At 42.0% G+C, this 23,119-nt stretch carries 20 protein-coding genes and 3 pseudogenes; 8 read left to right on the top strand and 15 right to left on the bottom strand.

The window, feature by feature from the left end; all coding sequences use genetic code 11:
• Positions 1-91: 91 nt before the first annotated feature.
• Positions 92-736, top strand: a complete 645-nt coding sequence (locus EHV08_RS04515; protein WP_126678273.1) for a DUF6796 family protein — start codon at positions 92-94, stop codon at positions 734-736.
• Here the strand turns inward: EHV08_RS04515 and EHV08_RS04510 are convergent.
• Positions 737-1,033, bottom strand: a pseudogene (locus EHV08_RS04510) (hypothetical protein); the annotation flags it as partial.
• Positions 1,034-1,185: 152 nt separating this feature from the next.
• Between EHV08_RS04510 and EHV08_RS04505 the strand changes: the two are divergent.
• The gene (locus EHV08_RS04505) at positions 1,186-1,899 is read left to right on the top strand and encodes a class I SAM-dependent methyltransferase (protein WP_126678272.1); all 714 of its coding nucleotides are present in this window, start codon (positions 1,186-1,188) and stop codon (positions 1,897-1,899) included.
• A gap of 17 nt (positions 1,900-1,916) precedes the next feature.
• Positions 1,917-2,048, top strand: coding sequence for a hypothetical protein (locus EHV08_RS11795; protein ID WP_262707381.1), 132 nt, complete (start codon positions 1,917-1,919; stop codon positions 2,046-2,048).
• Between the two features lie 101 nt (positions 2,049-2,149).
• Here EHV08_RS11795 and EHV08_RS04500 read toward each other — a convergent pair.
• The 11 genes and pseudogenes from EHV08_RS04500 to rplU form a co-directional block, all read right to left on the bottom strand.
• A pseudogene (locus tag EHV08_RS04500) lies at positions 2,150-2,658 on the bottom strand (glycoside hydrolase family protein).
• A gap of 11 nt (positions 2,659-2,669) precedes the next feature.
• Positions 2,670-2,738, bottom strand: a pseudogene (locus tag EHV08_RS04495) (DUF3872 domain-containing protein); the annotation flags it as partial.
• Between the two features lie 420 nt (positions 2,739-3,158).
• Positions 3,159-4,682 carry a DUF3843 family protein gene (locus EHV08_RS04490; protein WP_126678271.1) on the bottom strand — a complete coding sequence of 508 codons (1,524 nt, stop codon included), beginning with the start codon at positions 4,680-4,682 and terminating at the stop codon, positions 3,159-3,161.
• 459 nt (positions 4,683-5,141) lie between these two features.
• Positions 5,142-6,515, bottom strand: a complete 1,374-nt coding sequence (gene mnmE, locus EHV08_RS04485) for a tRNA uridine-5-carboxymethylaminomethyl(34) synthesis GTPase MnmE (protein ID WP_126678270.1) — start codon at positions 6,513-6,515, stop codon at positions 5,142-5,144.
• A gap of 6 nt (positions 6,516-6,521) precedes the next feature.
• A complete protein-coding gene (locus EHV08_RS04480; protein WP_126678269.1) occupies positions 6,522-7,553 on the bottom strand; it encodes a threonine aldolase family protein in 1,032 nt (343 codons plus the stop codon).
• Between the two features lie 24 nt (positions 7,554-7,577).
• Positions 7,578-8,453, bottom strand: a complete 876-nt coding sequence (locus tag EHV08_RS04475; RefSeq protein WP_126678268.1) for a nucleoside phosphorylase — start codon at positions 8,451-8,453, stop codon at positions 7,578-7,580.
• 10 nt (positions 8,454-8,463) lie between these two features.
• A complete protein-coding gene (locus EHV08_RS04470) occupies positions 8,464-9,579 on the bottom strand; it encodes a TolB-like translocation protein (protein WP_126678267.1) in 1,116 nt (371 codons plus the stop codon).
• Positions 9,580-9,597: 18 nt separating this feature from the next.
• Positions 9,598-11,955 (bottom strand): bifunctional dihydroorotate dehydrogenase B NAD binding subunit/NADPH-dependent glutamate synthase, encoded by a 2,358-nt coding sequence (locus EHV08_RS04465; RefSeq protein WP_126678266.1) that lies wholly within the window; start codon positions 11,953-11,955, stop codon positions 9,598-9,600.
• Between the two features lie 63 nt (positions 11,956-12,018).
• Positions 12,019-13,335 (bottom strand): serine--tRNA ligase, encoded by a 1,317-nt coding sequence (gene serS, locus EHV08_RS04460; RefSeq protein ID WP_126678265.1) that lies wholly within the window; start codon positions 13,333-13,335, stop codon positions 12,019-12,021.
• Positions 13,336-13,508: 173 nt separating this feature from the next.
• On the bottom strand, positions 13,509-13,772 hold the full coding sequence (gene rpmA, locus EHV08_RS04455) for a 50S ribosomal protein L27 (RefSeq protein ID WP_126678264.1): 264 nt from the start codon (positions 13,770-13,772) through the stop codon (positions 13,509-13,511).
• Between the two features lie 19 nt (positions 13,773-13,791).
• Complete coding sequence (gene rplU / locus EHV08_RS04450) at positions 13,792-14,109, bottom strand: 50S ribosomal protein L21 (RefSeq protein WP_126678263.1); 318 nt, start codon at positions 14,107-14,109, stop codon at positions 13,792-13,794.
• 275 nt (positions 14,110-14,384) lie between these two features.
• Here rplU and EHV08_RS04445 point away from each other — a divergent pair, with 275 nt between their 5' ends.
• The gene (locus tag EHV08_RS04445; RefSeq protein WP_126678262.1) at positions 14,385-15,143 is read left to right on the top strand and encodes an exodeoxyribonuclease III; all 759 of its coding nucleotides are present in this window, start codon (positions 14,385-14,387) and stop codon (positions 15,141-15,143) included.
• 212 nt (positions 15,144-15,355) lie between these two features.
• Positions 15,356-15,739: a hypothetical protein gene (locus EHV08_RS04440; RefSeq protein WP_126678261.1), complete on the top strand. Its 384-nt coding sequence runs from the start codon at positions 15,356-15,358 to the stop codon at positions 15,737-15,739.
• On the opposite strand, the gene EHV08_RS04435 is transcribed toward EHV08_RS04440, so the two are convergent.
• Positions 15,736-16,320 (bottom strand): DUF4738 domain-containing protein, encoded by a 585-nt coding sequence (locus EHV08_RS04435; protein ID WP_126678260.1) that lies wholly within the window; start codon positions 16,318-16,320, stop codon positions 15,736-15,738. The genes EHV08_RS04440 and EHV08_RS04435 overlap by 4 nt on opposite strands.
• A gap of 120 nt (positions 16,321-16,440) precedes the next feature.
• Between EHV08_RS04435 and EHV08_RS04430 the strand changes: the two genes are divergently transcribed.
• From EHV08_RS04430 to EHV08_RS04420, 3 genes are all read left to right on the top strand, one after another.
• A complete protein-coding gene (locus tag EHV08_RS04430) occupies positions 16,441-17,118 on the top strand; it encodes a DUF4230 domain-containing protein (protein WP_126678259.1) in 678 nt (225 codons plus the stop codon).
• Positions 17,119-17,133: 15 nt separating this feature from the next.
• Entirely contained in the window at positions 17,134-17,739 is a 606-nt protein-coding gene (locus tag EHV08_RS04425) for a DUF4230 domain-containing protein (RefSeq protein WP_238988007.1), read from the top strand.
• 416 nt (positions 17,740-18,155) lie between these two features.
• Entirely contained in the window at positions 18,156-19,646 is a 1,491-nt protein-coding gene (locus EHV08_RS04420; RefSeq protein ID WP_126678258.1) for a phosphohexomutase domain-containing protein, read from the top strand.
• Between the two features lie 505 nt (positions 19,647-20,151).
• On the opposite strand, the gene EHV08_RS11925 is transcribed toward EHV08_RS04420, so the two are convergent.
• Both EHV08_RS11925 and EHV08_RS04410 read right to left on the bottom strand, forming a co-directional pair.
• The gene (locus tag EHV08_RS11925; RefSeq protein WP_455430452.1) at positions 20,152-20,778 is read right to left on the bottom strand and encodes an IS256 family transposase, variant Zn-binding type; all 627 of its coding nucleotides are present in this window, start codon (positions 20,776-20,778) and stop codon (positions 20,152-20,154) included.
• 291 nt (positions 20,779-21,069) lie between these two features.
• A complete protein-coding gene (locus tag EHV08_RS04410) occupies positions 21,070-23,106 on the bottom strand; it encodes a M13 family metallopeptidase (protein WP_126678257.1) in 2,037 nt (678 codons plus the stop codon).
• Positions 23,107-23,119: the final 13 nt, after the last annotated feature.

The raw sequence follows: 23,119 nt of genomic DNA, 5'->3' as shown, positions 1-23,119 counted from the left end.
TCATTATTATATCATGATTTATGATTGCAGAAGTATTTTTCGGAATGAATATCTTAGAAAGATATCGTATTTCAAATAACAAGAAAAAGGTATGGATAAAAAACTCAGATTGACCGGATATGCAGGAATAACGGGTAGCCTGTTGATGTATATTGGCGACATGTTGCTGTATTTTACGACACAACCCATTCCCGATCGGGAAAAAGATCTGCTGCTTTCTATGGGCACGGTGCCCTTGGAGCGTCTCGTTGCCGGAGGGATAATAGGACCATTGGCGGCGGTTCTGTACATCATCGGATTCTATCATTTGTTTATCAGGGTTAAGAAAGAGCGACGAAAAACAGCCTGCTGCATGCTCGCTTCCCTATCCGTAAGTATAATAGTCGGAGGTGCTTATCATGCCTTCTTTCCGGCTTTCGGCATCGTATCGTCGCAGGGACATCCTGAAATCATAGACCATTTGCTCTCCTATACCGGCTGGTTGGGCGGCTTTTCTTTTTTCTTAATGGGAATCGGCTGGTTGCTCTTTTCTGTATTGGTGCTGCAAAAGCAGACTTCATTCCCTCACTGGACAGTGATAGTGACGCCGTTGATCACCCTCTGGCTCAATTTCCTTTGGAAAATGCTGCCGCAACCGTTTCTTCTGTTGATAGCGGGCGGATGGAACAATCTGGTGCATACCCTGATTTTTGCCGTATCGCTTCTGACATTGAACAAATGTATGAAAAGACAATAATCACGGAAACATTATGGAACATTCATTTTTTACCACATTGCAAGCCGGATGGTTGAACGCATGGATACCTTCGTTCGGCATGGTGCTGATACAGTTTAGCTTCACCAGTCCACGCAAAACCTTGCCCTTGTATCGGCATAATGAAACATACTCCCGATAGAAATTTCTCTCTCCGGCTTCTATCTTTTGCAGCAGTCGGCTCTTGGGTCGCTTTCCATAACCGAGCAAGCGACCTACACCCACATTATAGGCAAACAAGGTCAGCAGGAGTGTATCCTTGCCATCGCCTTTGAAGTTTTATACGAAACACATTCGCAGTATTTTCTACCTTATCCGCAATGATATTCTGTGATTCCCTATTCACATACATAGAGGATACCCGAAATAAAAATCATTATTATTGGCGATTGCAAGAACGAAGCAGATATCGTACTTTTGCAAAATAAGAAATGAACATTCTTGATAAGAAAATGATGGCAAACAGACAGAGCAATTCCTACCAAAGGATGATGGAACATTACGACGACCTATTGACCGGACGGAAGTGGTGGTCAAAGATATATATGCGATTTATTTGGAACGAAGACACTAATCTCTTGGCTCGGAAAGTGCTTGATCTCATACCGGACGATTTTCGGGGACGACTGCTTGACGTGCCTGTCGGCACTGCCATTTTCACCGCCGAGAAGTATCGCCGGATGAAAGATGCCGAGATCGTTGGTTTGGACTATTCGGAAGAAATGATAGCCATTGCGGCTTTGCGGAAAGAGACAGAGGAGATAGCCAACCTGTCTTTGGAGCAAGGAGATGTCGGAGAACTTCCCTATGCCAACGAGATCTTCGACTGCGTACTGTCGATGAACGGCTTTCAGGCTTTCCCTGAGAAAGAAAAAGCCTTTGCCGAGATTTTCCGCGTGCTGAAACCCGGCGGTTGCTTCTGCGGCTGCTTTTATGTCAAGGGCGAACGCCGATTGGCTGATTTATTTGTTAAGAAAGTAATGGAAAGAAAAGGATTTTTCCACCCTCCATACGACACCTTCGCTGAAGCCGAAAGCCGACTTCGGAGTATGTATGGCGATGACGTGCTGACAGAAAAAATGGCTTCCGTCTGCTTGTTCCGCTGCGTGAAACCACAAAGAGAAAGCACTGAAAACGAACAATAACCCCAAAACATAAGACTATGAGCGTAACAAAAATCATCGACGAAGAAAACATCACCATCGTACAAGGAGTCAACGGCATTCTTCTTTATAAGGAAGGGTGGATGAAAGAAAAGAAAGAACAAGAGGATAACCTATACAGCAACTCTTGATAAGGAATCTATCTTTGAAAGTATAGCGGTATTCTACAAAAAAAGCCTTCAAATTAGGGCTAAATTCTTACCAAGTCTGTTGCGTGGGACGGATTGATGTATCAAGGTACATAAAATAGGGCAAACTCCACGTGCCTCCGTTTGACTAATCCACGCAAAACCTTCCCCTTGTATCGGCAGAAAGAGATATACTCCCGATAAAAGTTCCTGTTTCCAGCCTCTACCTTTCGTAATAATTGGCTCTTGGGGTGCTTGCCATAACCGAGCAATCGTCCAACACCCACGTTATAGGCAAGCAAGGTTAGCAATAGTGCATCCTTACCATACCCCTTGAAGTGTTCAAAGCATTTCCAAAGGTCGGCACGGATAAGCGAGTCTGCCTGCCTTTCCGTCATATCTGCCGTGAAGTGCTCTCCTGGTTGCAGCTGATGCCTATACCCAACATACGGATAAAATCCTTCCAGCCGTTTAGTCCCTCAAAGTATTTTACGACAACTACCGCACGGTCATAAGGTGGCAAGTCTGCCAGCCACACCCTGCGCTGGGCAAAGGTCGGCTGACAGAACTGGCAGAATACACAAAGTAAAATGAAAGAATTTATCGTTCGCATCAATTACGGTCTTAGTGGCGAGAAGATGCTGGCTTGTCCTTACCCTCTTCCCGCTCGTTGTTGAAACTAAAAGTCATTTTTGACTATAATTCGCTTACATTGGGTAATATGGAATACCTTTCCCAATTATTTATGTACCATTTACGTATAATTTATGCTCATTCACGTTAAGTTATATCATTTCTTTAATAGTTTACGTGTCGTTCTGTTGCTCATACGCAGGATGTTCAGTCCTCGTTGCGGTTCAGGTATTTGGGATACTATTGTTTTTTATCCCGAACTCGCATAGACTATCAACGGACATGCGGCTTTTAATATCCGCATTGAGCAGGTATAAAATGTAAATTTTTACCTGCCTTGCCAACATCGACGGCAGTGAACGTAAGTTTGTCATTGGCAAGAATAAAGAAGGATTTGCATTTATAGAGAACACTGGTATTGCCAATCTGACAGATGAACGGGTCAGTGCAATTCGAAATCTACTTCAATGTGTGAACGTATCAATAATTCTCTCTTCTCATATATCTCAGTAGGAATCGTACATCTGCTTGTTTCTCTTCTGGAGAACTCTCCTGGCTGATTAGGGCATCATCATAAATATCTGGTATGTAGTTGTGTTCTAACAGATAGAGGATGGCTTCACTACTTATGCTCTTATCATTCCAAAGCATTTCTATGGAGTTCTTACGTTCAATCGTAGCGTCGTAGTAGGGATTGGTTGGGTCTGCTATGCATTGTGTAAAATCAAATGAGAAATGAAGCGCGTATTTCTTGGCGTTCTTGTCAATGAATAATAAGGGATGCTTTCCCGTCAGGTCTTGCTCTTTGAAGAAGTCGAAATGTTCTAACTGATAGGACATATTCTTCATCAGATAACTCTTCATATCATCGAGATCTTGAAAATAAATGATTTCCTTGCCACCAGACTGCTTCAATAGCATTTTACCTGTCACATCGCACGTTCCTTCTGCTTTATAATCGGGATCATTCTTTACAAAATCATTCCAGTGGCTAACCATATCTGTAATAGGAATCATGATGCCGTTCATGTGCCATTTTCCTAGATATTTCACGAAAATAGCACAGCATCCGTCATGTCGGCGCAAGTCGTAGTCATCAAGCGTTATCTCTTCACGGGCTACCCTTATTTTTTTACCATTGGTACGGAGCATCTGGAGCCATTGACCATTATCATCTATAGTGTACTGGTAGTAGCCCATGGGCAGTACCTCTATATCCATGATTTGCTGAGCCTCACGAAGCATCGACCTCGTGCGCATCAAGGCTGCTACATACTCTTTTGGTTCGAGAGCAAAAGGGGCAATTTTGTAAGTAAAGATGCTGTACATGATGGCATAGAACATACGCATGGACTCTGTTGGCATCAGGTTGTTTATGCCATCGGCCTCCTTTATGCGTGTCTCAATCAACTTTTCTGCTGTAAAACTTCTGGTCAGATAGCAGTCCTTGAATATCCAGATCAGTGCAGGTCTCATCTTCAGGAAATCCTCACCAGCCTGACGGAGCATATCGGTGATGTCGTTTGTCAGTTGGTCGTTGACGGGTGCTTGTTCGAATGTTCTGTCCAGCCTGTCGAAAGCCGCTATTGCCATTTTTCTAAGCGATTCGTCATCTGCATTCCACCAAATATCGTCCATCTCTGTTACAGCATGCCATACTATGAATCTTACAGCCTCGAAACTTGGCTCGTCAGGATAATATTCTGCCTCGACATCATGATACATAGGAATTGTCTGTCCAAACATCTGTTGGTTTAGGGCTGAAAATGACCTCCATTGGCCACTGTCGGCTACTATGTCTTCCATATAGTTTGCCAATAGGATTGATGTGTACCGCATGATAGGTGAAGTCTGCTTGCCAAAGTCCAAACGTAGTTGCCTGAAATCGTCAAGTAGTTGGTTTGCTAACTTCGCATAATATGTGTCTGTATTGTATGCTTTCTTATTAGGGTGCGATTGGCAGATATCCATCGTCACTATCCTGTGAATCTTTGTTATACTCATAAATTCGTTAATCAATTATTATTCATTTACTATCATAGCATTCTCTATCAACTCAATCTCGTTGATGTCAATACCAACAATAGGACGAAGAACTCATTTATCCATTCCATTCACACCTACTACGGTATACCATCCGCATGTATAGTAGTCTTCTATGTTAATTGGTGGTGCCATTCCATATCTATGTTTTAAATTATTTACGCGAGTTCGGTATAAAAACTCATCATAAAATTTGGTAATTTACGGAAAATGTTGTACCTTTTTTTAAATAAATAAAATACAAATAAAATCCGCTATGATTATCGAGGACAAAATTACAGGTTTTTTCTGTATTCTCGACGAATTTAACAATAATTTTAATGCCGGATTTGATAAAAAAAACTTGTTTTTTTACTATCCTTTGATGCTACCACTATAGGCTATTGTTACTGTGATGGTCAAATGTGTGAATTTATAGGTTTATTTACCGATGCAAAAGTTCTTGAAAATATTTCCTAAGACTTCATCGGGGGTTATTATACCATTGCCGGTTATTTCGGAGAGTTGAGAGATAACGAGACGTAGGTCTTCGCTGATAAGGTCGCCACTAATGCCATTTTCAAGTGACTCGATTACACGGGTCAGATTATCGTGGGCACGCAATAAGGCATCATAGTGACGTACAGAGGTAATAATAATGTCATTTTCTGTGAACTCTTGAATGTTTGCAGAGCGGAATATCGATTCTTCAAGTGAGGATATGCCGGTGCCATTCTTGGCAGAAACTTGAATCGTAGTGAAGTCTTTTTGAAAGTCCTCGATTTTTAATATGTTGTTAGGACATTTGTCAATTTTGTTCTGCAATATTAATAATGTCTTGTCTTGCGTTCGCTTCAAAATGTCACACAATTCTTCTTGGCTTGGAAGCGAATCTATAACCCATAGTATGATGCGCGCTTTATCAATAGTCTGATAAGTGCGATCAATACCTATCTGTTCCACTTCGTCTGATGTTTGGCGTATTCCTGCCGTATCAATAAATCTGAACTGCACACCATTGATGTCCATTATATCTTCTATGGTGTCACGTGTCGTGCCATGTATATCTGATACTATGGCACGTTCGTCTTTCAGAAGTCTGTTGAGCAGAGTGGATTTTCCCACATTTGTCTTTCCTATGATGGCTACCGGAATTCCTCGTTTCAAAGCATTACCTGTTTCAAAAGAGTGGGCGAGTGTTAAAATCCTTTTATCAATGATATTTGCCAGTGCAAGGAGTTCGGATCGATCGGCAAATTCAATATCTTCGTGGTCGGAGAAATCAAGTTCCAACTCAAGCAGTGAGGTGATTTTCAATAACTGTTCACGGAGCATTACGAGTTCTGATGACACATTACCACGCAGTTGTGATAATGCCATTTTGTGTGTCGCAGCATTTGTAGAGGCGATAAGGTCGGCCACCGCTTCCGCTTGTTCCAATGACAGTTTACCGTTAAGAAACGCTCTCTGTGTATATTCACCCGGCATCGCTTGCCTACATCCGCTAAGAATAAGCGATTCTATAATCTTTGTTGTGATATATCTCGAGCCATGACACGATATTTCCACAGAATCTTCCCCCGTATAACTATGTGGCCCATGAAAAACACTAACCATCACATCATCGATAATATTTCCTTTATCATCATAAATGTTGGTGTGATGAACTGTGTTTGCCGGAGTGTTAACTGAAATTCCTTTGCAAATAGTACTTGCAATAGAAATTGCATTTTCGCCACTGATGCGAACAATGTTCAATGCACCGCCTTGACCTGTTGCAAGTGCGCATATAGTATCGTTATCGGTCTTTATCATATCAATTTATATGGAAGAAATGGCATTTTTAAGTGTTTCAAGATCGCTCTCTTTAGTTGCCCAATTTGTTACAAAGCGACACAATGTGTTATTATCGTCTATTGGTTCCCACGTCTCAAATGCGACATATTGTGCAAGACGTTCCATCTGTATATTAGAAAGAACAATAAATTGTTGGTTAGTGGGAGAGTCCTTGAGTGAGAAACCTGCATTTGAGAATATTTTTCTCATACGCATCGCCATATCTATTGCATGGCGCGAAATATTGAAATACAGATTATCCGTGAAAAGAGCATCAAACTGCACACCCACAAGCCGACTCTTTGCAAGCAAGGCTCCATGTTGTTTCATAATCGAAAAGAAATGTTTCGGAACATTGTTATTGGCAAACACCACTGCTTCCCCACACAATGCACCTATTTTCGTACCTCCAATATAGAAAACATCGCAATGGCGTGCAAGCCAAGGAAGGTCGAAGTCACATTCATCAGACATCAATCCATATCCCAAACGAGCACCGTCAACAAACAATGGAATATTGTACTGTTTACATATATTTTGTATCTCTTCAATCTCAAAAGACTTATATATAGTACCGAGTTCTGTCGGGAAAGTGATATAAACCATTCCCGGCCAAACCATGTGATCACACGTCGGGTCGGCATGGAATTTTTTCAAGAGTGTCAACAAATCCTCAGCGTGCATCTTTCCTTCATGGGAGGGTAGGGTGATTACCTTATGCCCGCTCGCCTCTATCGCTCCCGATTCATGCACATTGATATGTCCTGTATCTACCGATACTACACCTTCGTATTGTGATAACAGGGAATCAATAACAGTTGCATTCGTCTGAGTGCCGCCAACAAGAAAATATATACCTGCATTTTCCAACCGGCACGCCTCACGAATTTTGATGCGCGCACTCTCACTCCATTCGTCATAGCCATACGATGCGCTTTGACTATCGTTAGTGTCTAAAAGATATTGGAGCACATGGGGATGTGCTCCATTATTATAATCACTTTCGAATGAAATCATATTATGATCCTTGTTGTCGTTATTTTAGATACGGTCAAGTACAACTTTAATAAGATCGTCTATACTATTCTTATATGTTGTATTTGCTTCTTTTACCAAGCGATTTGCAATAACCATGCAACAAGTCATAGCCTTATGTCCGAGCAGTAATGAAAGACCGGCAACGGCAGAACTCTCCATCTCGAAGTTTGTTATGTGAAGACCGTCATGCTCAAATGCTTCAACCTTCTCATTCTGTTTTGGATCAGCAAGCGGGATACGCAGTTCACGGCCCTGAGGTCCATAAAATCCGCCACATGCGATAGTCACACCACGCACCATGTCATTTTGTGCCAACCGTTCGATAAGTTCGGGATCGGCATCAACAACATACGGAGCACCAAGTTGAGGACGCCAGTTCATATACTCGGTGAAAACCTTCTCAAATTCCAGGTCACACACCTCATTGCGTCCTGCATAGAAATTCAACAACCCATCAAAACCGATACTCTTTACAGAGGCGATAAAAGTACCAACAGGTGTGTTCTGTTGCAAACCTCCACAGGTACCGATTCTAACGATAGTAAGTTGTCGATGCTCTGTTTTTTCCTCGCGAGTATTGAAATCAATATTCGCAAGTGCATCCAATTCGTTCACCACAATGTCAATATTGTCGCATCCAATACCGGTGCTCTGTACCGTGATGCGTTTGCCTTTATAAATTCCGGTTACAGATTTGAATTCTCTGTTCTCCACCTCACATTCTTTGGTTTCAAAATGTTCGGCAACAGTTGCCACACGTCCTGGGTCGCCAACAAGAATCACCTTGTCTGCCAGTTGTTCCGGTTTAAGATGAAGGTGGAATGCACTACCATCCGGATTGATTATAAGTTCCGATTCCGGGAAATATTTTTTTGCCATAACCTTTTAATTATTTAGTTAATAAATTCTCTGTGTTTCTTATTGATTTTTCGATACTGCGTCTTTCTTTTTCTTGTTCTCTAACTCTTCGTTCGAGTGCAATAATATCTTCCGACATTCGTCTTTGGACAGACATTCCGGCAGAAGAAAATTTGTCTCTCAAGTCTTCCAACGTCTTATAGTTGTTCTCAATTTCTTTCGTAAGAGACTGAAGTTTCCTGAACTCACGCATATTAGTGGAAGACTTGAATTGGGAAATGGAAGTATATGTCACTCTGTCGTTTACGACAAAATAAACAACATCTTCTTTATTATTTTTTTCTATTCCCTTATTCAACGCCTTAAGACGTTTTATCGCAGCATCTCTTTCCGACTTATTCTCCCACGTATCCTTGATACTCGAAATGGAAGCCAATCCGATAAGAGCATCCTTGGAATACTTTGAGGCATCATAAGTGTTATGAGTATTAGGCACAAGCGTATATATGCACACTTTTCCTTCACTCTGATTACGATCTGTCACGAGCCATGCAAGCGAATCAATTTCGTCTTCTGCATACAGATAGTCGTTGGCAAAAGAATTAAAAGGCAATCCGATATTCTGCGGTTCTAAGAGAGAGCCGTTATCAGCATCATATCGTGTGACAAAAATGTCATACCCTCCGAGCGACATCTCTCCTTTCGCTGCAAAATATAATGTAGTCCCATCAGCCATTAGGAAAGGGTAGTCGGCATTCCCTAAAGTTGAAAGTTCTTGCGGCTTTGTCCATTGTCCTGCCAAACAATCTGCTGTGTAAATTTTGGAAACTCCGGCAGTATCACGCTTTGAGAAATATTTCTTGTTGATGAAATCATTTTGAAACGATGCCCCATGTTCGTTGCCGGAGAGTGCTCCACACTCTGAAGGCAATGGTATTCTGCTCAGAAAGTCATTCTTATTGACAATTATACTGTCTATAATCATCAACTGACGAGTAGAAGTGAGCATATTCTCAAACATCAATTGTTCGGCAGTAGGTTTTTCTTTATCTACTGCTGCCTTTCGATTTTGCGAACGTTTCTTACCTTTCTGTGCCATTGTCGGTACGGAAAGTAGCAATGATAACACAACAATCAATATTCTCATAAGCACATTACGTATGTTTTAAGACAATAATTTCTCTGCCATTGCGGCCGCGGCGCGTCGTCCGTCACCCATAGCAAGGATAACAGTGGCACCACCACGAACTATGTCACCACCGGCAAAGATATTCGAGCGTGAACTCTCCATCTGTTCATTTACAACAATGGTGTTCTTTCTTCCGAGTTCAAGCCCTTTTATAGAGTTCGGAACAAGCGGATTGGGAGATACGCCAACAGCAACCACTACTTGGTCAACATCAAGCGTAATAGTCTTGCCTTCAACGGGAACCGGCGATCTGCGACCGCTCGCGTCAGGCTCTCCAAGTTCCATTACCTGCATAACGGCTTGTTTGACGGCTCCGTTTTCATCGGCAATATATTCTATCGGGTTATGCAATGTGAGGAAATTGATTCCCTCTTCCTTAGCATGCTTCACCTCTTCAAGACGTGCAGGCATCTCTGCTTCAGAGCGTCTATATACAAGTGTAACGTTTGCTCCGAGACGTTTTGCAGTGCGGCATGAGTCCATCGCCGTATTTCCGCCACCCACCACAAGCACATTCGTTGCCGGATTTATCGGTGTGTCGGCAATAGGATTGGCGGCATCCATAAGATTTACTCGTGTAAGATATTCGTTTGACGACATGATATTTATTGCATTCTCGCCCGGTATGTTCATGAAATTAGGAAGACCGGCTCCCGAAGCAATAAATATTCCCTTGAAATTTTGCTCTTCAAGTTCTTCCACCGAGATGGTTTTTCCTACAATGACATCAGTAAGGAAATGCACACCCATCTTAGCAAGATTCTCTATTTCAACATCTACGATACGGTTTGGAAGTCTGAATTCCGGAATACCATACTTCAACACACCACCAATTTCGTGCAGTGCCTCGAATACATAGACATCGAAACCTTTCTTAGCCATATCGCCGGCAAAACTCAATCCCGCAGGACCTGAACCAACGACAGCAACCTTTATTCCATTGTTAGGTGCAATTTCTGGCAGAGAGATATTTCCGCTTTCACGTTCATAGTCGGCAGCGAAACGCTCCAAGTAACCTATTGCGACCGGCTGACCACCACTCTTCAGGTGCACACATTTGCTTTCACACTGTTTTTCCTGTGGGCAAACGCGACCGCAAACGGCAGGGAGTGCCGATGTGTTCTTCAATACCTTTGCAGCAGCGAGGAATTGTCCACGCTCGATATTCTTTATAAACGAAGGAATATCAATATTAACAGGACATCCCTCAACACACGAAGGCTTCGGGCAATCGAGGCATCGCTTGGCCTCAGTAAGTGCCATTTCGTTTGTCAATCCGATGTTCACCTCCTCCGTTCGTGTCGTGGCACGATAAACAGGGTCAAGTTCAGGCATGATGACACGCTCTATACTCATACGCTCTTTCGGCTTCATGCTCTTCCTCAAAGTCATGCGCCATTCCGCTTTATTGTCAGTGAGCACCTCGATAGGGTCGTCTGTGGGCTTTGTGTCAATCAATATTCTGTCGCTGGTTGCGGAATCTTTCGCATCAGAATTGGCTTCATCATCCAAATGACTCTCGAAATGGGCAAGTTCTTCTTGTTCCTCACGCTTGAAAGTACCCATACGTTTGAACATTTCATCCCAGTCAACGAGTGCTCCGTCAAACTCCGGTCCGTCGATACACACAAACTTTGTCTTTCCGCCTATTGTCAATCGGCATGCTCCACACATACCTGTACCATCCACCATTATGGTGTTCAGTGACACATCTGTCGGTATGTTGTATTTATGAGTGAGCAAACATGAGAACTTCATCATGATAGGAGGACCTATTGCAAAAGCCTTGTCTATTTTCGGTTCCTGTTTAATGAATTTCTCTATACCCACTGTCACTACACCCTTTTCTCCATATGAACCGTCATCGGTCATGATGATAAGTTCGTCAGAGCATGCTCGTACTTCGTCTTCAAGTATAACAAGATCTTTGCTACGTCCTGCAATCACAGACAATACTCTGTTTCCTGCTGCTTTCAGTGCCTTTATGATAGGTAGCATTGGTGCAACGCCTACGCCACCGCCGGCACAAATAACGGTTCCGAAATTCTCTATATGGGTGGGATTTCCAAGAGGTCCTACTACATCAGTAACATAGTCTCCGACGTTAAGGTTACAGAGTTTAATGCTCGAAAGTCCTACTTTCTGCACAACAAGTGTAATAGTTCCTCGCTCTATATCTGCATCGGCGATTGTAAGCGGCATGCGTTCGCCTCTCTTACCAACTCTAACGATTACAAAGTTTCCGGCTTTCCGGCTTTTTGCAATGAGCGGTGCTTCTATCTCGAACAGAAATACTTTTTCCGAGAATTGTTTCTTGTTAATAATCTTGTTCATAAATTCATTATGTTTTTAATTACGTTATTAGGGTTTTAAGATTATTGTATTAAAAGGCTTGCATTAGTCGATAATTTCAAAACCTGTATATGGTACAATTGCTTTAGGTATGCGAATGCCTTCTTCTGTCTGATTGTTCTCAAGTAGTGCGGCCACAATGCGTGGAAGTGCAAGAGCCGAACCATTAAGTGTGTGGCACAATTCCGTCTTCTTCGTTTCTTGATTACGATAACGGCATTTCAGTCGGTTAGCCTGATAATTGTCAAAGTTGCTCACAGACGAAACCTCAAGCCATCTTTCCTGTGCCTCTGAATATACCTCGAAATCGTAGCATATAGAAGACGTGAACGATTGGTCGCCGCCGCAAAGCAACAATATACGATATGGCAATTCGAGTTTTTTCAACAATCCTTCCACGTGCTCCAACATCTCTTTGTGGCTCTCTTTAGAATGGTCGGGTTTGTCGATACGCACGATTTCTATCTTTGCAAATTCATGCAGACGGTTCAGACCGCGAACGTCTTTACCGTATGAACCGGCTTCACGACGGAAACACTCCGTATATGCACAATTCTTTATCGGAAGGTCTTTCTCGTCTATTATTACGTCACGATATATATTCGTTACCGGAACCTCTGCCGTTGGTATAAGGTAGAAATCGTCAGTCTCTGCATGATACATCTGTCCTTCCTTGTCAGGCAGTTGTCCTGTGCCATAACCGGAAGCGGCATTCACTACCGTGGGAGGTATGATTTCTGTATATCCCGACTTGCGTGCTTCGTCAAGAAAGAAGTTTATCAATGCTCTTTGCAGTCGTGCTCCCTTACCGATATAAACCGGGAATCCGGCACCGGTAATCTTAACTCCGAGGTCAAAATCAATGAGGTTATATTTCTTTGCCAGTTCCCAATGTGGCAAGCGAGCACCTTTAATTTCCGGGTTGGCATTCCAATTTGCCACGGTGTCTCCCTCTCGACATTCTCGCAGATTGCTTTTCACTACGCGGTTGTCATCGGCCGAAGAACCTTCGGGCACCTCATCGTATGGTATATTTGGTATCTGGCACAGCATCTCGTTAAGACATTTCTGCGCATTGTCCATCTCTGCCTCAAGTGCTTTGTTCGCCTCTTTCATATTTGAGACATTTTCTTTCACGGCATCGGCCTCTTCTCTTTTTCCTTCTTTCATCAGAGCGCCAATCTGTGCAGCCATTTTCTTTGCCTCCGAGAGGTTGGCATCCAGTTTCTGCTGTGCCTCACGACGACGCTTGTCCATATCGAGAATTTCACTTATGGCTTCTTCTGCATTATTAAAATTCTTTTTTTTCAATCCGCGAATAACGCGTTCCGTTTCCTCGCTTATGAGTTTTAGAGTAAGCATAATATGTTTTTTAATACGATTTCTGTATAACGATGCAAAAGTAAGAAAAATATTTGTAACCTCCAAAACTTGACACTGATTGTTTGGCGCATACATATAACAAAGCAGAAATCCCACATTTCGTTTGAAATGCGGGATTCTGTTGTTTGTTTGGAATAAGTTTGTTTTGTTTGTTATGCTTCAGTTTGTGGTATTACTGAGACGGTACTCTTGTTTCTGCGACCTTTCTTGAAGTTCACTACACCGTCAACCAGTGCAAACAGTGTGTCATCTTTACCGATGCCCACGTTTTCACCCGGGTTGTGATGTGTACCACGCTGGCGTACAATTATGTTGCCTGCTATAACCTTCTGTCCGCCCCAGATTTTTACGCCGAGTCGTTGTGATGCACTCTCGCGTCCGTTCTTAGAACTACCTACACCTTTTTTATGTGCCATTTCTTGTTCCTCCTCTGTTTTAAGCGTTAACTGATTTGATTACAACCTCGGTGAACTGCTGGCGGTGTCCGTTCTTCTTGCGATAGTCCTTGCGGCGCTTCATCTTGAAAACAATCACCTTTTCGCCCTTAACGAGCGGCTTTTTCACTTCGGCTACTACCTTCGCACCTTCTACGGTTGGTGCACCTACCGTGACAGAACCTCCATTTTCTACGAGGAGAACCTTGTCAAATTCAACAGTCTGACCCTCTTCTGAGTCTTTGATGTGGTTTACGAAGAGTTTCTTACCTTCTTCAACCTTGAACTGTTGACCGTTAATTTCTACAATTGCGTACATTTATTTATTTGTAAACGGTTTTTTCCGCAAGGCGGACACCATAGTGATGCCTCTTTACCGAGCCTCCACGGACTATATTATTATCAAAATTCAGCCATTAATTTGCAAATCGGCTGCAAAGTTACAAATTATTTTTTATTTGCCAAATTATTTTCCGTAGTTTTGATTGTTGCAATTGAACAAGTACTTTATTTTTAACATTTCAGTGCAAAAGTTTTGCCGCTTCGAGATTTATACGTAACTTTGCAAATAACTAAAATGATATAAATCTGCTTATGATGAAACTAATATCTTGGAATGTCAACGGCCTTAGAGCATGCGTAGGAAAGGGCTTTGAAGAGTCGTTCAAAATGATGGACGCAGACTTCTTTTGTCTTCAAGAAACGAAAATGCAGGAGGGACAACTCGATTTGAATTTTGATGGATACCGGTCTTATTGGAACTATGCTGATAAGAAAGGATATTCCGGGACAGCAATATACACAAAGCACGAGCCTATAAGCGTGGCTTACGGTATAGGTATTGACGAGCACGACCATGAAGGAAGAGTAATTACGCTTGAAATGGAGAACTTTTTCCTTGTCACGGCTTATGTTCCAAATTCTCAGGACGGACTGAAAAGGCTCGACTACAGAATGAGATGGGAAGATGATTTCCTTGCTTATCTGAAACGCTTGGATAAAAAGAAACCTGTGATAGTATGCGGAGACTTGAACGTGGCACACAAGGAAATAGACCTCAAAAACCCGAAGACAAACCGTAAGAATGCAGGATTCACCGACGAGGAACGCGAGAAATTCACACACTTGTTATCACAGGGCTTCATAGACACATTCCGATATTTCTATCCGGACACCACAGACGCCTATTCATGGTGGAGTTACCGTTTCCGTGCCCGCGAGAAGAATGCAGGCTGGCGCATCGACTATTTTGTGGTTTCAGAGCGCCTGGCAGAAAAAATCGAAGGTGCAACGATACACAACCAAGTATTCGGGTCTGACCATTGCCCTGTTGAACTTACATTAAGATATTGAAATAAAGTCGGTTATCAGGTATATTGCAACTTTGTTCAAATGCTCTTAATTACCAATTTGGGCGAAATTGAAAACCAAATTAGGCGAAATTGAAAACCAATCTCGCCCAAATTGCAAAGCAAATTCGCCCAAATAGCAAAATACAATATTATGTATTGAGACTTTTCTGAGTATCGATAAGAGTAAAAACATATAAAAAACAAAAGAAAAAGATGAAATTAAACGAATTGATACAAAGTTTCGAGTTCGATGAGGTTTTTCCTTCCATTGCACTGATGTATCCGAATGCGAAACGTCACAAGAAAGAATTCAAGAAAGCGTTCAACATAATGCTTGATACGAGATACACCTCAACGAACAAGAGTATAAGATATAAGATGCTCGAAGACACTGACAGTGGGGACTGCTATTACGGTGCAGAAGACAGCGATTTCAAGGCAACTTGGGATGTTCTTCTTGGAATGGAGGTGAAGAAAATAGGCAAGGTAGATCTCGTAGAAGAGGAAATCCTTGCCAACTGTCTGATAAATGCAATCTTCAACGGAATACACCCGAAAGAGTTCGACTCCGAATATAATGTCCTTATAAGGTCTTAAACGCCTTCTTCGTCTTCCGATACATTCTGCATTGTCTCGTTTTCCGTATTAGGAACTTCGTCTATTCTGTTGTCACGCTCAATGTGAACGTCGCCCATACGCGAAATAGTCAATACAAGCGGGATGTATTCGTCGCTCATGGCATCGGGAGAACCCACACTTGCAGCAAATACAAGACAGTCGCCTTTGACTTCCATGAATACCACGGCAATTAAGGCTCCGTCTTTTATTGTTGCCTCGTTGAGGTATTCACGGAACGATTGTTTGGTATATTCGCGACTGAAAAACTCTGTGCCGTCCGGTCGTAACACCTTTATTGATACGCGGTTGTCATAATATTCAACTCCCGACTCGTCACGTGTTATCGGAAGTTCCGTGTCAGCATGGCGATGTATTTCTATGGTGTATGTTTTCCCCAGCCATTGTACGGATTCTGTATAGTCGGTAGATTCCAATTTTTCCGGACCCGATTTCTTGACAATCACCGGCTTCTGTGTTATGATGTCGGTGCTTTTCTTTTCGTCCTTACATGCTGTAAGGAAGCATATTGAGGCTAATAGCGCGAATGTGAAATACTTCATATGTAGTAAATTTCATGCAAAATTAACCAAAATCCTTATAAAATCAAAATTTATGCCGCCATATTTTCCTTGCATTGGATTTTTCTTTTAACTTTGCACAATAATAATATTAAAAACAAGATGAAGAAATTATTTATAATAATCGCACTTCTGTCAACGATTGCATGCGGCAATAAAGAGAACGCATCTGCTGATGACAAAGCCCAATCCAATGGCATACAAGACATGACACCCGTTACGTTGATAACGCAAGTGAAGAAGTGTTCCAAGTTATATACGGCTGATTTCAAGGTACATAAGATAATAACACACGATGATGAGGTGAAGATAAAAGGAAGTTTGATGCAACAAGACTTCGACATTCCTCTGCCTCTTGGTTCGCGTAAGGTGGCAATTCCGATGGATGCTACAATCAAGGCATATATAGACTTTTCTGACTTTTCGGAGAAAAACGTGAGGCATGACGGGAAAAAGATTGAGATAACATTGCCCGACCCACAGGTTGAACTTACTGAAACGCGAATCAATCATGAGGAAATAAAAAAGCATGTGTCGCTGTTTCGATCGAACTTCAGCGACAAGGAACTTGCCGAATATACAATGCAGGGGAGAAAGGCAATCATCAACGACATACCGAAATTGGGCATTGTAAACATGGCACAGGAAAGTGCTACGCGTACGTTGGTGCCGATGCTGAGGCAAATGGGATATGAGGAAGAAGACATTACGATAACGTTTCGTAAGGATTTTCCTTCCGATGATATTTTGAGTGTCATAAAGGTAGATGTTAAGGGATAATGAATAGTATATGATATGAAAGAAAATAAAATATTTACATTCGGCAAGATGGCATGCCTGACATGGTCGTTCATTGTGCTTGTTGTGGTAATTGCAATCGCTATCTTCGTGTCAAAACTGAAGCGCGATCACATAGAAACCGCTGTCAGTCAGACAATATCACCCTCTCCGACATTTATAAAGTCTATGCAGGACATCGGAGAATGGGAGTTCCTTTCGATTACCGATGAGGAACTTGTTGACACAATGAGGAATGGGGTGTTCAGTAACGATGAACTTGTGCGCATTTACTACGGTACGCTACGTCTTGGAGTGAATATGCACAAGACCACCCCGGGATGGCTTACGGTGAGTAACGACACGCTAAATGCACGTTTGCCACGAATAGAATTGCTTGACAATAACTTCATAGACGAGGGACGCACACAGTCTTTCTATGAAAGTGGGTCATGGTCTGACAGTGACCGTGCCTCACTGTACAAGCGAGCTTACAACATGATGCGGAAACGATGTCTGACATCTGTTAATATAAAGTCTGCCGAACTTTCATGTACCGAGCAATTCACCAAGATATTCAAGGCGTTAGGATACGAAAATGTGATAATAACATACGAGGAGTAAGGATTGATAAATAGGGGCTCACGATTAATCGTAAGAATATTTAATATGGCTGGGAATAAATCCTGATTCATAATATATTAATGTGTAACTCTGCATCATGACAGAGGAATATGCCAAATGGATGAACTTGAAGAGTATATTGACAACCACTCGAATATATAGGTATATACAAACGAGAACTGAAGAAATATGGAATATAAAAAGTACGCAACATTGAATGAAAAGATGATGTGCGTGCAAAAAGAAGAATATTTTTATAATACTTTGATGTGTCATTTTTTATAAATCGTATATTTGGAATACAAGTAATATCTGATTTAAGACACTGATTTATACTAAAATATTCTTCTAACTCGTTTTATTTATTTAATTTTGCAACACTAATTTAATACTGAACATATCATAATCTTTTTTACATGAATTGGAAGAAACTTCAAAATGGCTCAGACATTCGCGGAATAGCGATTGAAGGAGTAATGGGGGAGGATGTTAACCTTACACCCGAAGTGGTTAGAATGTTGGCACAATCATTCGTGAAGTGGTTACAGGAAGAGACCGGAATTGAAAGACCGAGCATTGCAGTAGGAACCGACTCGAGAATATCGGGACCTGCATTGAAGGCATCTCTCGTGGAGGGATTCATCGAGAATGGTGCAAATGTGTTTGACTGTGGCATTGCGTCAACGCCGGCAATGTTTATGGCAACAGTAGATAAGAAACGGCCTACCACTGCGGGTATTATGATTACGGCAAGCCATTTGCCTTTCAACCGTAACGGACTGAAGTTTTTCACAAAGAACGGAGGACTTGATAAAAAGGATATTTCTGCAATATTGAGTATAGCGGAGAGCGGAAGATTTGAGTCTGCCGATATCAAAGGAAGCGTTGAGATATATGATTTCATGAATGTCTATGCTTCAATATTGGTAGATTATATTCGCAAGGGAGCAGGTTTGACGGAATATGAACAACCGCTTAAAGGGATGAAGATTATCGTCGATGCCGGCAATGGAGCAGGTGGTTTCTTTGCTGCTAAAGTGTTGACGCAGTTGGGTGCTGACATCTCAGGCAGTCAATTCCTCGAACCTGATGGAATGTTTCCGAACCATATCCCGAACCCTGAGGATAAAAATGCTATGCAGTCTATTTGCGAAGCGGTGATACGCAACAATGCTCAATTAGGTATAATATTCGATACCGATGTTGACCGCTCAGCCATAGTTGACCAAAACGGAGAGCCTATCAACCGTAACTCTTTGATTGCGCTTATCTCTGCCATAGTATTGAAAGAGCATCCGGGCAGCACTATTGTCACCGATTCAATCACTTCTGTGGGACTTGCCACATTCATAAAGGAGCATGGAGGTGTTCATCACAGATTCAAACGTGGATATAAGAATGTCATCAATGAGTCGTTGCGCCTGAATAAAGAGGGTACAGAGAGTTGGCTTGCTATCGAGACTTCCGGACATGCTGCCCTTAGGGAGAATTATTTCCTTGACGATGGAGCGTTCTTGATTGCCAAACTTCTGGTTGAGGCCGCCAAACTTAATGCAAAGGGAGAGTCTCTCTCATCGTTGATTTCAAACTTGCATCAGCCTGCCGAAAGCAAGGAGATACGCTTCACTATAGCCTGTGATGATTTCGCAGATTATGGAAAAATCGTATTGAGTGAACTTCCGGAACTCATCAAAGGAATAAATGACTGGGAAATAGTAAGTCCGAATCACGAAGGAATACGCATAAGTTGCAATGGTGAACAAGAAAAAGGCTGGTTCTTGCTACGAATGTCGTTGCATGACCCCGTGATGCCGCTAAACATTGAGTCTGATATTCTCGGCGGAGTTGCTGAAATTGAACGAAGACTGATGGATATATTGAGCCGTTATGACAGACTGAAAGCATAGGATAAAGATGTTGATCAAACACACATTTAACGTCTTATGGGATTATGTGTTGTTCTCTTGTTGACGACTGTAAATGCCTTTATGGCAACACATTACAATACTTGCGATGATCCGATAATACGAACTTTGGCTTATATGACAAAAATGTGCTTATTTTAGAGTCGTTCTCTCTTATGTGACAAAAATGTGCTTAAAAACTCCCATTCCCCTTTTATTTTTTAGGGGAATGGGACTTTATAAAGTCCTGAATGAAGATCTTTCTTCTTTCCGTACTGATTCCCTTGTGTAGGTTCAATTTTGTCTTTAAATCTGCATTAAGTGATTCAATAGCATTGTTGGTATTTGGTATCTCCAACTCAGGGTAATCATAGTATGTCCACAAACACGACATATTCCTTTTAAGGCTCAAAAAAGCACTACGTAGAGTTTTATGAGTATAATGTGATTTACCATCTTCTGTTGTTGTTCGTTCCTTAAGAAAATCCTCCCATTTAGTATACCATTCTTATAAAGCCCCAATAAAGGACTCTTTGTCCGTATGACATAACATCTTGGATATTGCAAGCAGTTCTTTAGAAGCCTCAAGTTTGGGTCTTGAGGTTAGTTTTGTCTTTATAGTCATTACTTGATGGAACTGGCATAATTGGAATTTATAATTGGGGAAAGCTTGTCTAAGTCCCTTAAAACCATCGCATACAAGACCTTGAATGGTATATCCAAGTAATTCCAAGTAGTTTATGCCCTCTTTGTAATCTTCAAGACGTTCATGCCTATTGATAAACTTAAACCAAAGTACATCACCAGACAATGAATCCTTCATAATAACTACACCAAAATTACGTCCCCAATAGGTGACATCCATTAAAACCACTACCGGACGAACAAGAAGGTTGGGCAGGTCTTCTTTATAAGATTTGGTGAGCTTCCTATAAATAGTCCTGGTTGAAACTCCGTACTCCTCTGATAGATCTTTGATTGTAAGATTACCCTTGGAATAACGATTGTTAACAATGGTATTTGTAAGACGCTTATGTCCGACAAAGCTCCTCTTACAGCACTTACAATACCAGCGTTGACAACCATTAAGATGACCACGTTTTATAGTCGATTTTGAGCCACAATAAAAGCAGATTTTTTGCCATAAAAATATAAATAGAACAAAGATAATGATTATTAGACAGTTGCAAGGATTTTAAGCACATTTTTGTCATATAAGCCCGAATTTTGTATTATCGGTTCATCGGAGATTGCAAGTTTTGGTATTTTGTCTGCAAACTATTCTGTACTTTAGAGAACCATTTTGGCAGTGCTTTTTTTCATATATATTGTTCCTGAACATAGGAACTACCACAAATAAAGTTTCGGCATCTTTTGCTGTGAAGCATAGAATGCCGAAACTGTATTAGATAAATTTAATAATGTATTACCAGAGATCGAGACGCTGGCTCTTCGGAATGAAGAGTTTGTCACCCTCTTTAATACCGAACGCCTCATACCATGCGTCAATGTGTGGCAGTGCTCCGTTTACGCGCCAGCGACCGAGTGAGTGTGGGTCACTCTTCGTGCGTGAACGTATTTCCTTCTCATTTATGTTTCCTGCCCATACTCCTGCGTATGCAAGGAAGAAACGCTGGTCGGCAGTTAGGCCGTCAACAACAGGTAGGTTTTGTCCTTTTGTGGCGTTTTTGTATGCTGCATAAGACACCTGCAGACCACCATGATCGGCAAGATTCTCGCCAAGTGTGAGTCTGCCGTTTGCATTAAGGTCAGGCAACACTTTGATGTTAGAGAAGAAAGTATCAAACATAGTTGATTTTTCCTCAAATCCCTTGCTGTCGGCTTCAGTCCACCAGTCAATCATGTTTCCTGACTTGTCGAAGTGACGACCCTGATCGTCAAAACCGTGAGTCATCTCATGACCAATCACAACACCAATTGCACCATAGTTGAAAGCGTCATCTGCTTCTGGATCGAAGAACGGGTATTGTAGAATACCTGCCGGGAAGCAAATCTCATTGGTAGAAGGATTATAGTAAGCATTAACCGTCTGTGGATTCATAAACCACTCCGTGTTATCAACAGGCTTACCTGCTTTTTTATTGATATCTTCCTTGTCCCAGAAAATTTTGCATGCCTGCACGTTCTCATAGTATGACTTTGAAAGGTCGATATTTAGTCCGCTCATGTCTTTCCACTTGTCGGGATAACCAATCTTCACGTAGAATGAACTGAGTTTTGCCAGAGCAGCCAGTTTGGTATCAGTCTCCATCCAAGTCTGTGCTAACAGTCTCTCGGCCAATGCGAGTTGCAAATTCTTCACGAGGCGTTCCATGCGAGCCTTTGATGTGGCAGGGAAGTAACGTTCGCAATAGATTTTTCCGAGTGCTTCTCCCATCTGATTCTCAACTTGTCTGGTAGCACGCTTCCAGCGTGGGTGATTCTCTTTCTGTCCGCGCATTGTCTTTCCGAAGAAATCGAAGTTAGCAGCAACTATGTCATCGCTCAGATAACCGGCTGCACCCATAATCACATCCCACTCTATGTAAGCACGCAGTGTTTCCACGTCGTGACTACCGATAAGCGTGTTGGCACCTGCCAAGAAATCCGGTTGTCCCACAATCATCTCCTGTATGAATTCGCTCTTCACTCCCTCGGCATTAAGGAACTTTTCAAGCGGAATGTTAGGATATTTGGCATTGAACTCCTTCAATGTCATTTTGTTGTAGTTTGCTTCCACGTCGCGCAGTTCGGTGCGGCTCTTGCTGACCTTAGCCAATGCTGTCTCGTAGTTGAGAATCAATTGCATCTTCTTGTTTGCATCACCTTTCTTGAATCCAAACAACTGGAACATACGTACTATGTGCTTCTTGTAAGCATCGCGTATTTCCTTGGTAGCCTTGTCGTTGTCAAGATAATATTCTTTCTGGCCGAGTATTAGTCCGCCTTGATGTATGTTGAGAATGTTCATTGAGGCATTCTTCTCATCGGCACCGAAGCCCATACCCATAGGAACTCCATATCCGAAAGCAGCATATTTATTTTGGAAAGCGCGTAGGTCGTCAATGGTTTTGGCTGATGCTATTTCTTTCAATGTCGGCATTACCGGCTTCACTCCTTCGCGGTTACGTTTTACAGAGTCCATTGCGAGTTTGTAAAAATCGCTCAGTTTCTGTTCAACAGTACCCTTAGCATACGAGTTTTTCTGCAGTTCTGTAAGGATAGTATTGATGCGTTGATTGTTGTCTTCGCCCAGTTTGTCGAACGAACCGAAGCGTGAGAACGCCGCAGGTAGCGGGTTGTTCTTCATCCAACCACCACAAGCGAACTCGTAAAAATCTTCACTTGGATTCACGTTCCTGTTTAGATTCTCGGGATGTATTCCCGATTTCTGTGCTTGTGCGTTGGCTCCTGTCGTTGCCGCGGCAATAAGCAATGTTGTCATTAATGTTTTGATTTTCATAATAAAGAGTTAG

The organism is Prevotella koreensis, from assembly GCF_003977605.1.
GTDB lineage: Bacteria > Bacteroidota > Bacteroidia > Bacteroidales > Bacteroidaceae > Prevotella > Prevotella koreensis.
This window is presented reverse-complemented; position numbering and strand designations above follow the sequence as displayed.

Bases quoted from the DNA above. Each gene is read 5' to 3' on its own strand.
- EHV08_RS04445 (WP_126678262.1), top strand. From the start codon at position 14,385: ATGATGAAACTAATATCTTGGAATGTCAACGGCCTTAGAGCATGCGTA.
- EHV08_RS04515 (WP_126678273.1), top strand. From the start codon at position 92: ATGGATAAAAAACTCAGATTGACCGGATATGCAGGAATAACGGGTAGC.
- EHV08_RS04465 (WP_126678266.1), bottom strand. From the start codon at position 11,955: ATGAACAAGATTATTAACAAGAAACAATTCTCGGAAAAAGTATTTCTG.
- EHV08_RS04425 (WP_238988007.1), top strand. From the start codon at position 17,134: ATGAAAGAAAATAAAATATTTACATTCGGCAAGATGGCATGCCTGACA.
- EHV08_RS04435 (WP_126678260.1), bottom strand. From the start codon at position 16,320: ATGAAGTATTTCACATTCGCGCTATTAGCCTCAATATGCTTCCTTACA.
- EHV08_RS04490 (WP_126678271.1), bottom strand. From the start codon at position 4,682: ATGAGTATAACAAAGATTCACAGGATAGTGACGATGGATATCTGCCAA.
- EHV08_RS11795 (WP_262707381.1), top strand. From the start codon at position 1,917: ATGAGCGTAACAAAAATCATCGACGAAGAAAACATCACCATCGTACAA.
- rplU (WP_126678263.1), bottom strand. From the start codon at position 14,109: ATGTACGCAATTGTAGAAATTAACGGTCAACAGTTCAAGGTTGAAGAA.
- serS (WP_126678265.1), bottom strand. From the start codon at position 13,335: ATGCTTACTCTAAAACTCATAAGCGAGGAAACGGAACGCGTTATTCGC.
- EHV08_RS04440 (WP_126678261.1), top strand. From the start codon at position 15,356: ATGAAATTAAACGAATTGATACAAAGTTTCGAGTTCGATGAGGTTTTT.
- EHV08_RS04430 (WP_126678259.1), top strand. From the start codon at position 16,441: ATGAAGAAATTATTTATAATAATCGCACTTCTGTCAACGATTGCATGC.
- EHV08_RS04470 (WP_126678267.1), bottom strand. From the start codon at position 9,579: ATGAGAATATTGATTGTTGTGTTATCATTGCTACTTTCCGTACCGACA.
- EHV08_RS04420 (WP_126678258.1), top strand. From the start codon at position 18,156: ATGAATTGGAAGAAACTTCAAAATGGCTCAGACATTCGCGGAATAGCG.
- rpmA (WP_126678264.1), bottom strand. From the start codon at position 13,772: ATGGCACATAAAAAAGGTGTAGGTAGTTCTAAGAACGGACGCGAGAGT.
- EHV08_RS04505 (WP_126678272.1), top strand. From the start codon at position 1,186: ATGAACATTCTTGATAAGAAAATGATGGCAAACAGACAGAGCAATTCC.
- mnmE (WP_126678270.1), bottom strand. From the start codon at position 6,515: ATGATAAAGACCGATAACGATACTATATGCGCACTTGCAACAGGTCAA.
- EHV08_RS04410 (WP_126678257.1), bottom strand. From the start codon at position 23,106: ATGAAAATCAAAACATTAATGACAACATTGCTTATTGCCGCGGCAACG.
- EHV08_RS04480 (WP_126678269.1), bottom strand. From the start codon at position 7,553: ATGATTTCATTCGAAAGTGATTATAATAATGGAGCACATCCCCATGTG.
- EHV08_RS04475 (WP_126678268.1), bottom strand. From the start codon at position 8,453: ATGGCAAAAAAATATTTCCCGGAATCGGAACTTATAATCAATCCGGAT.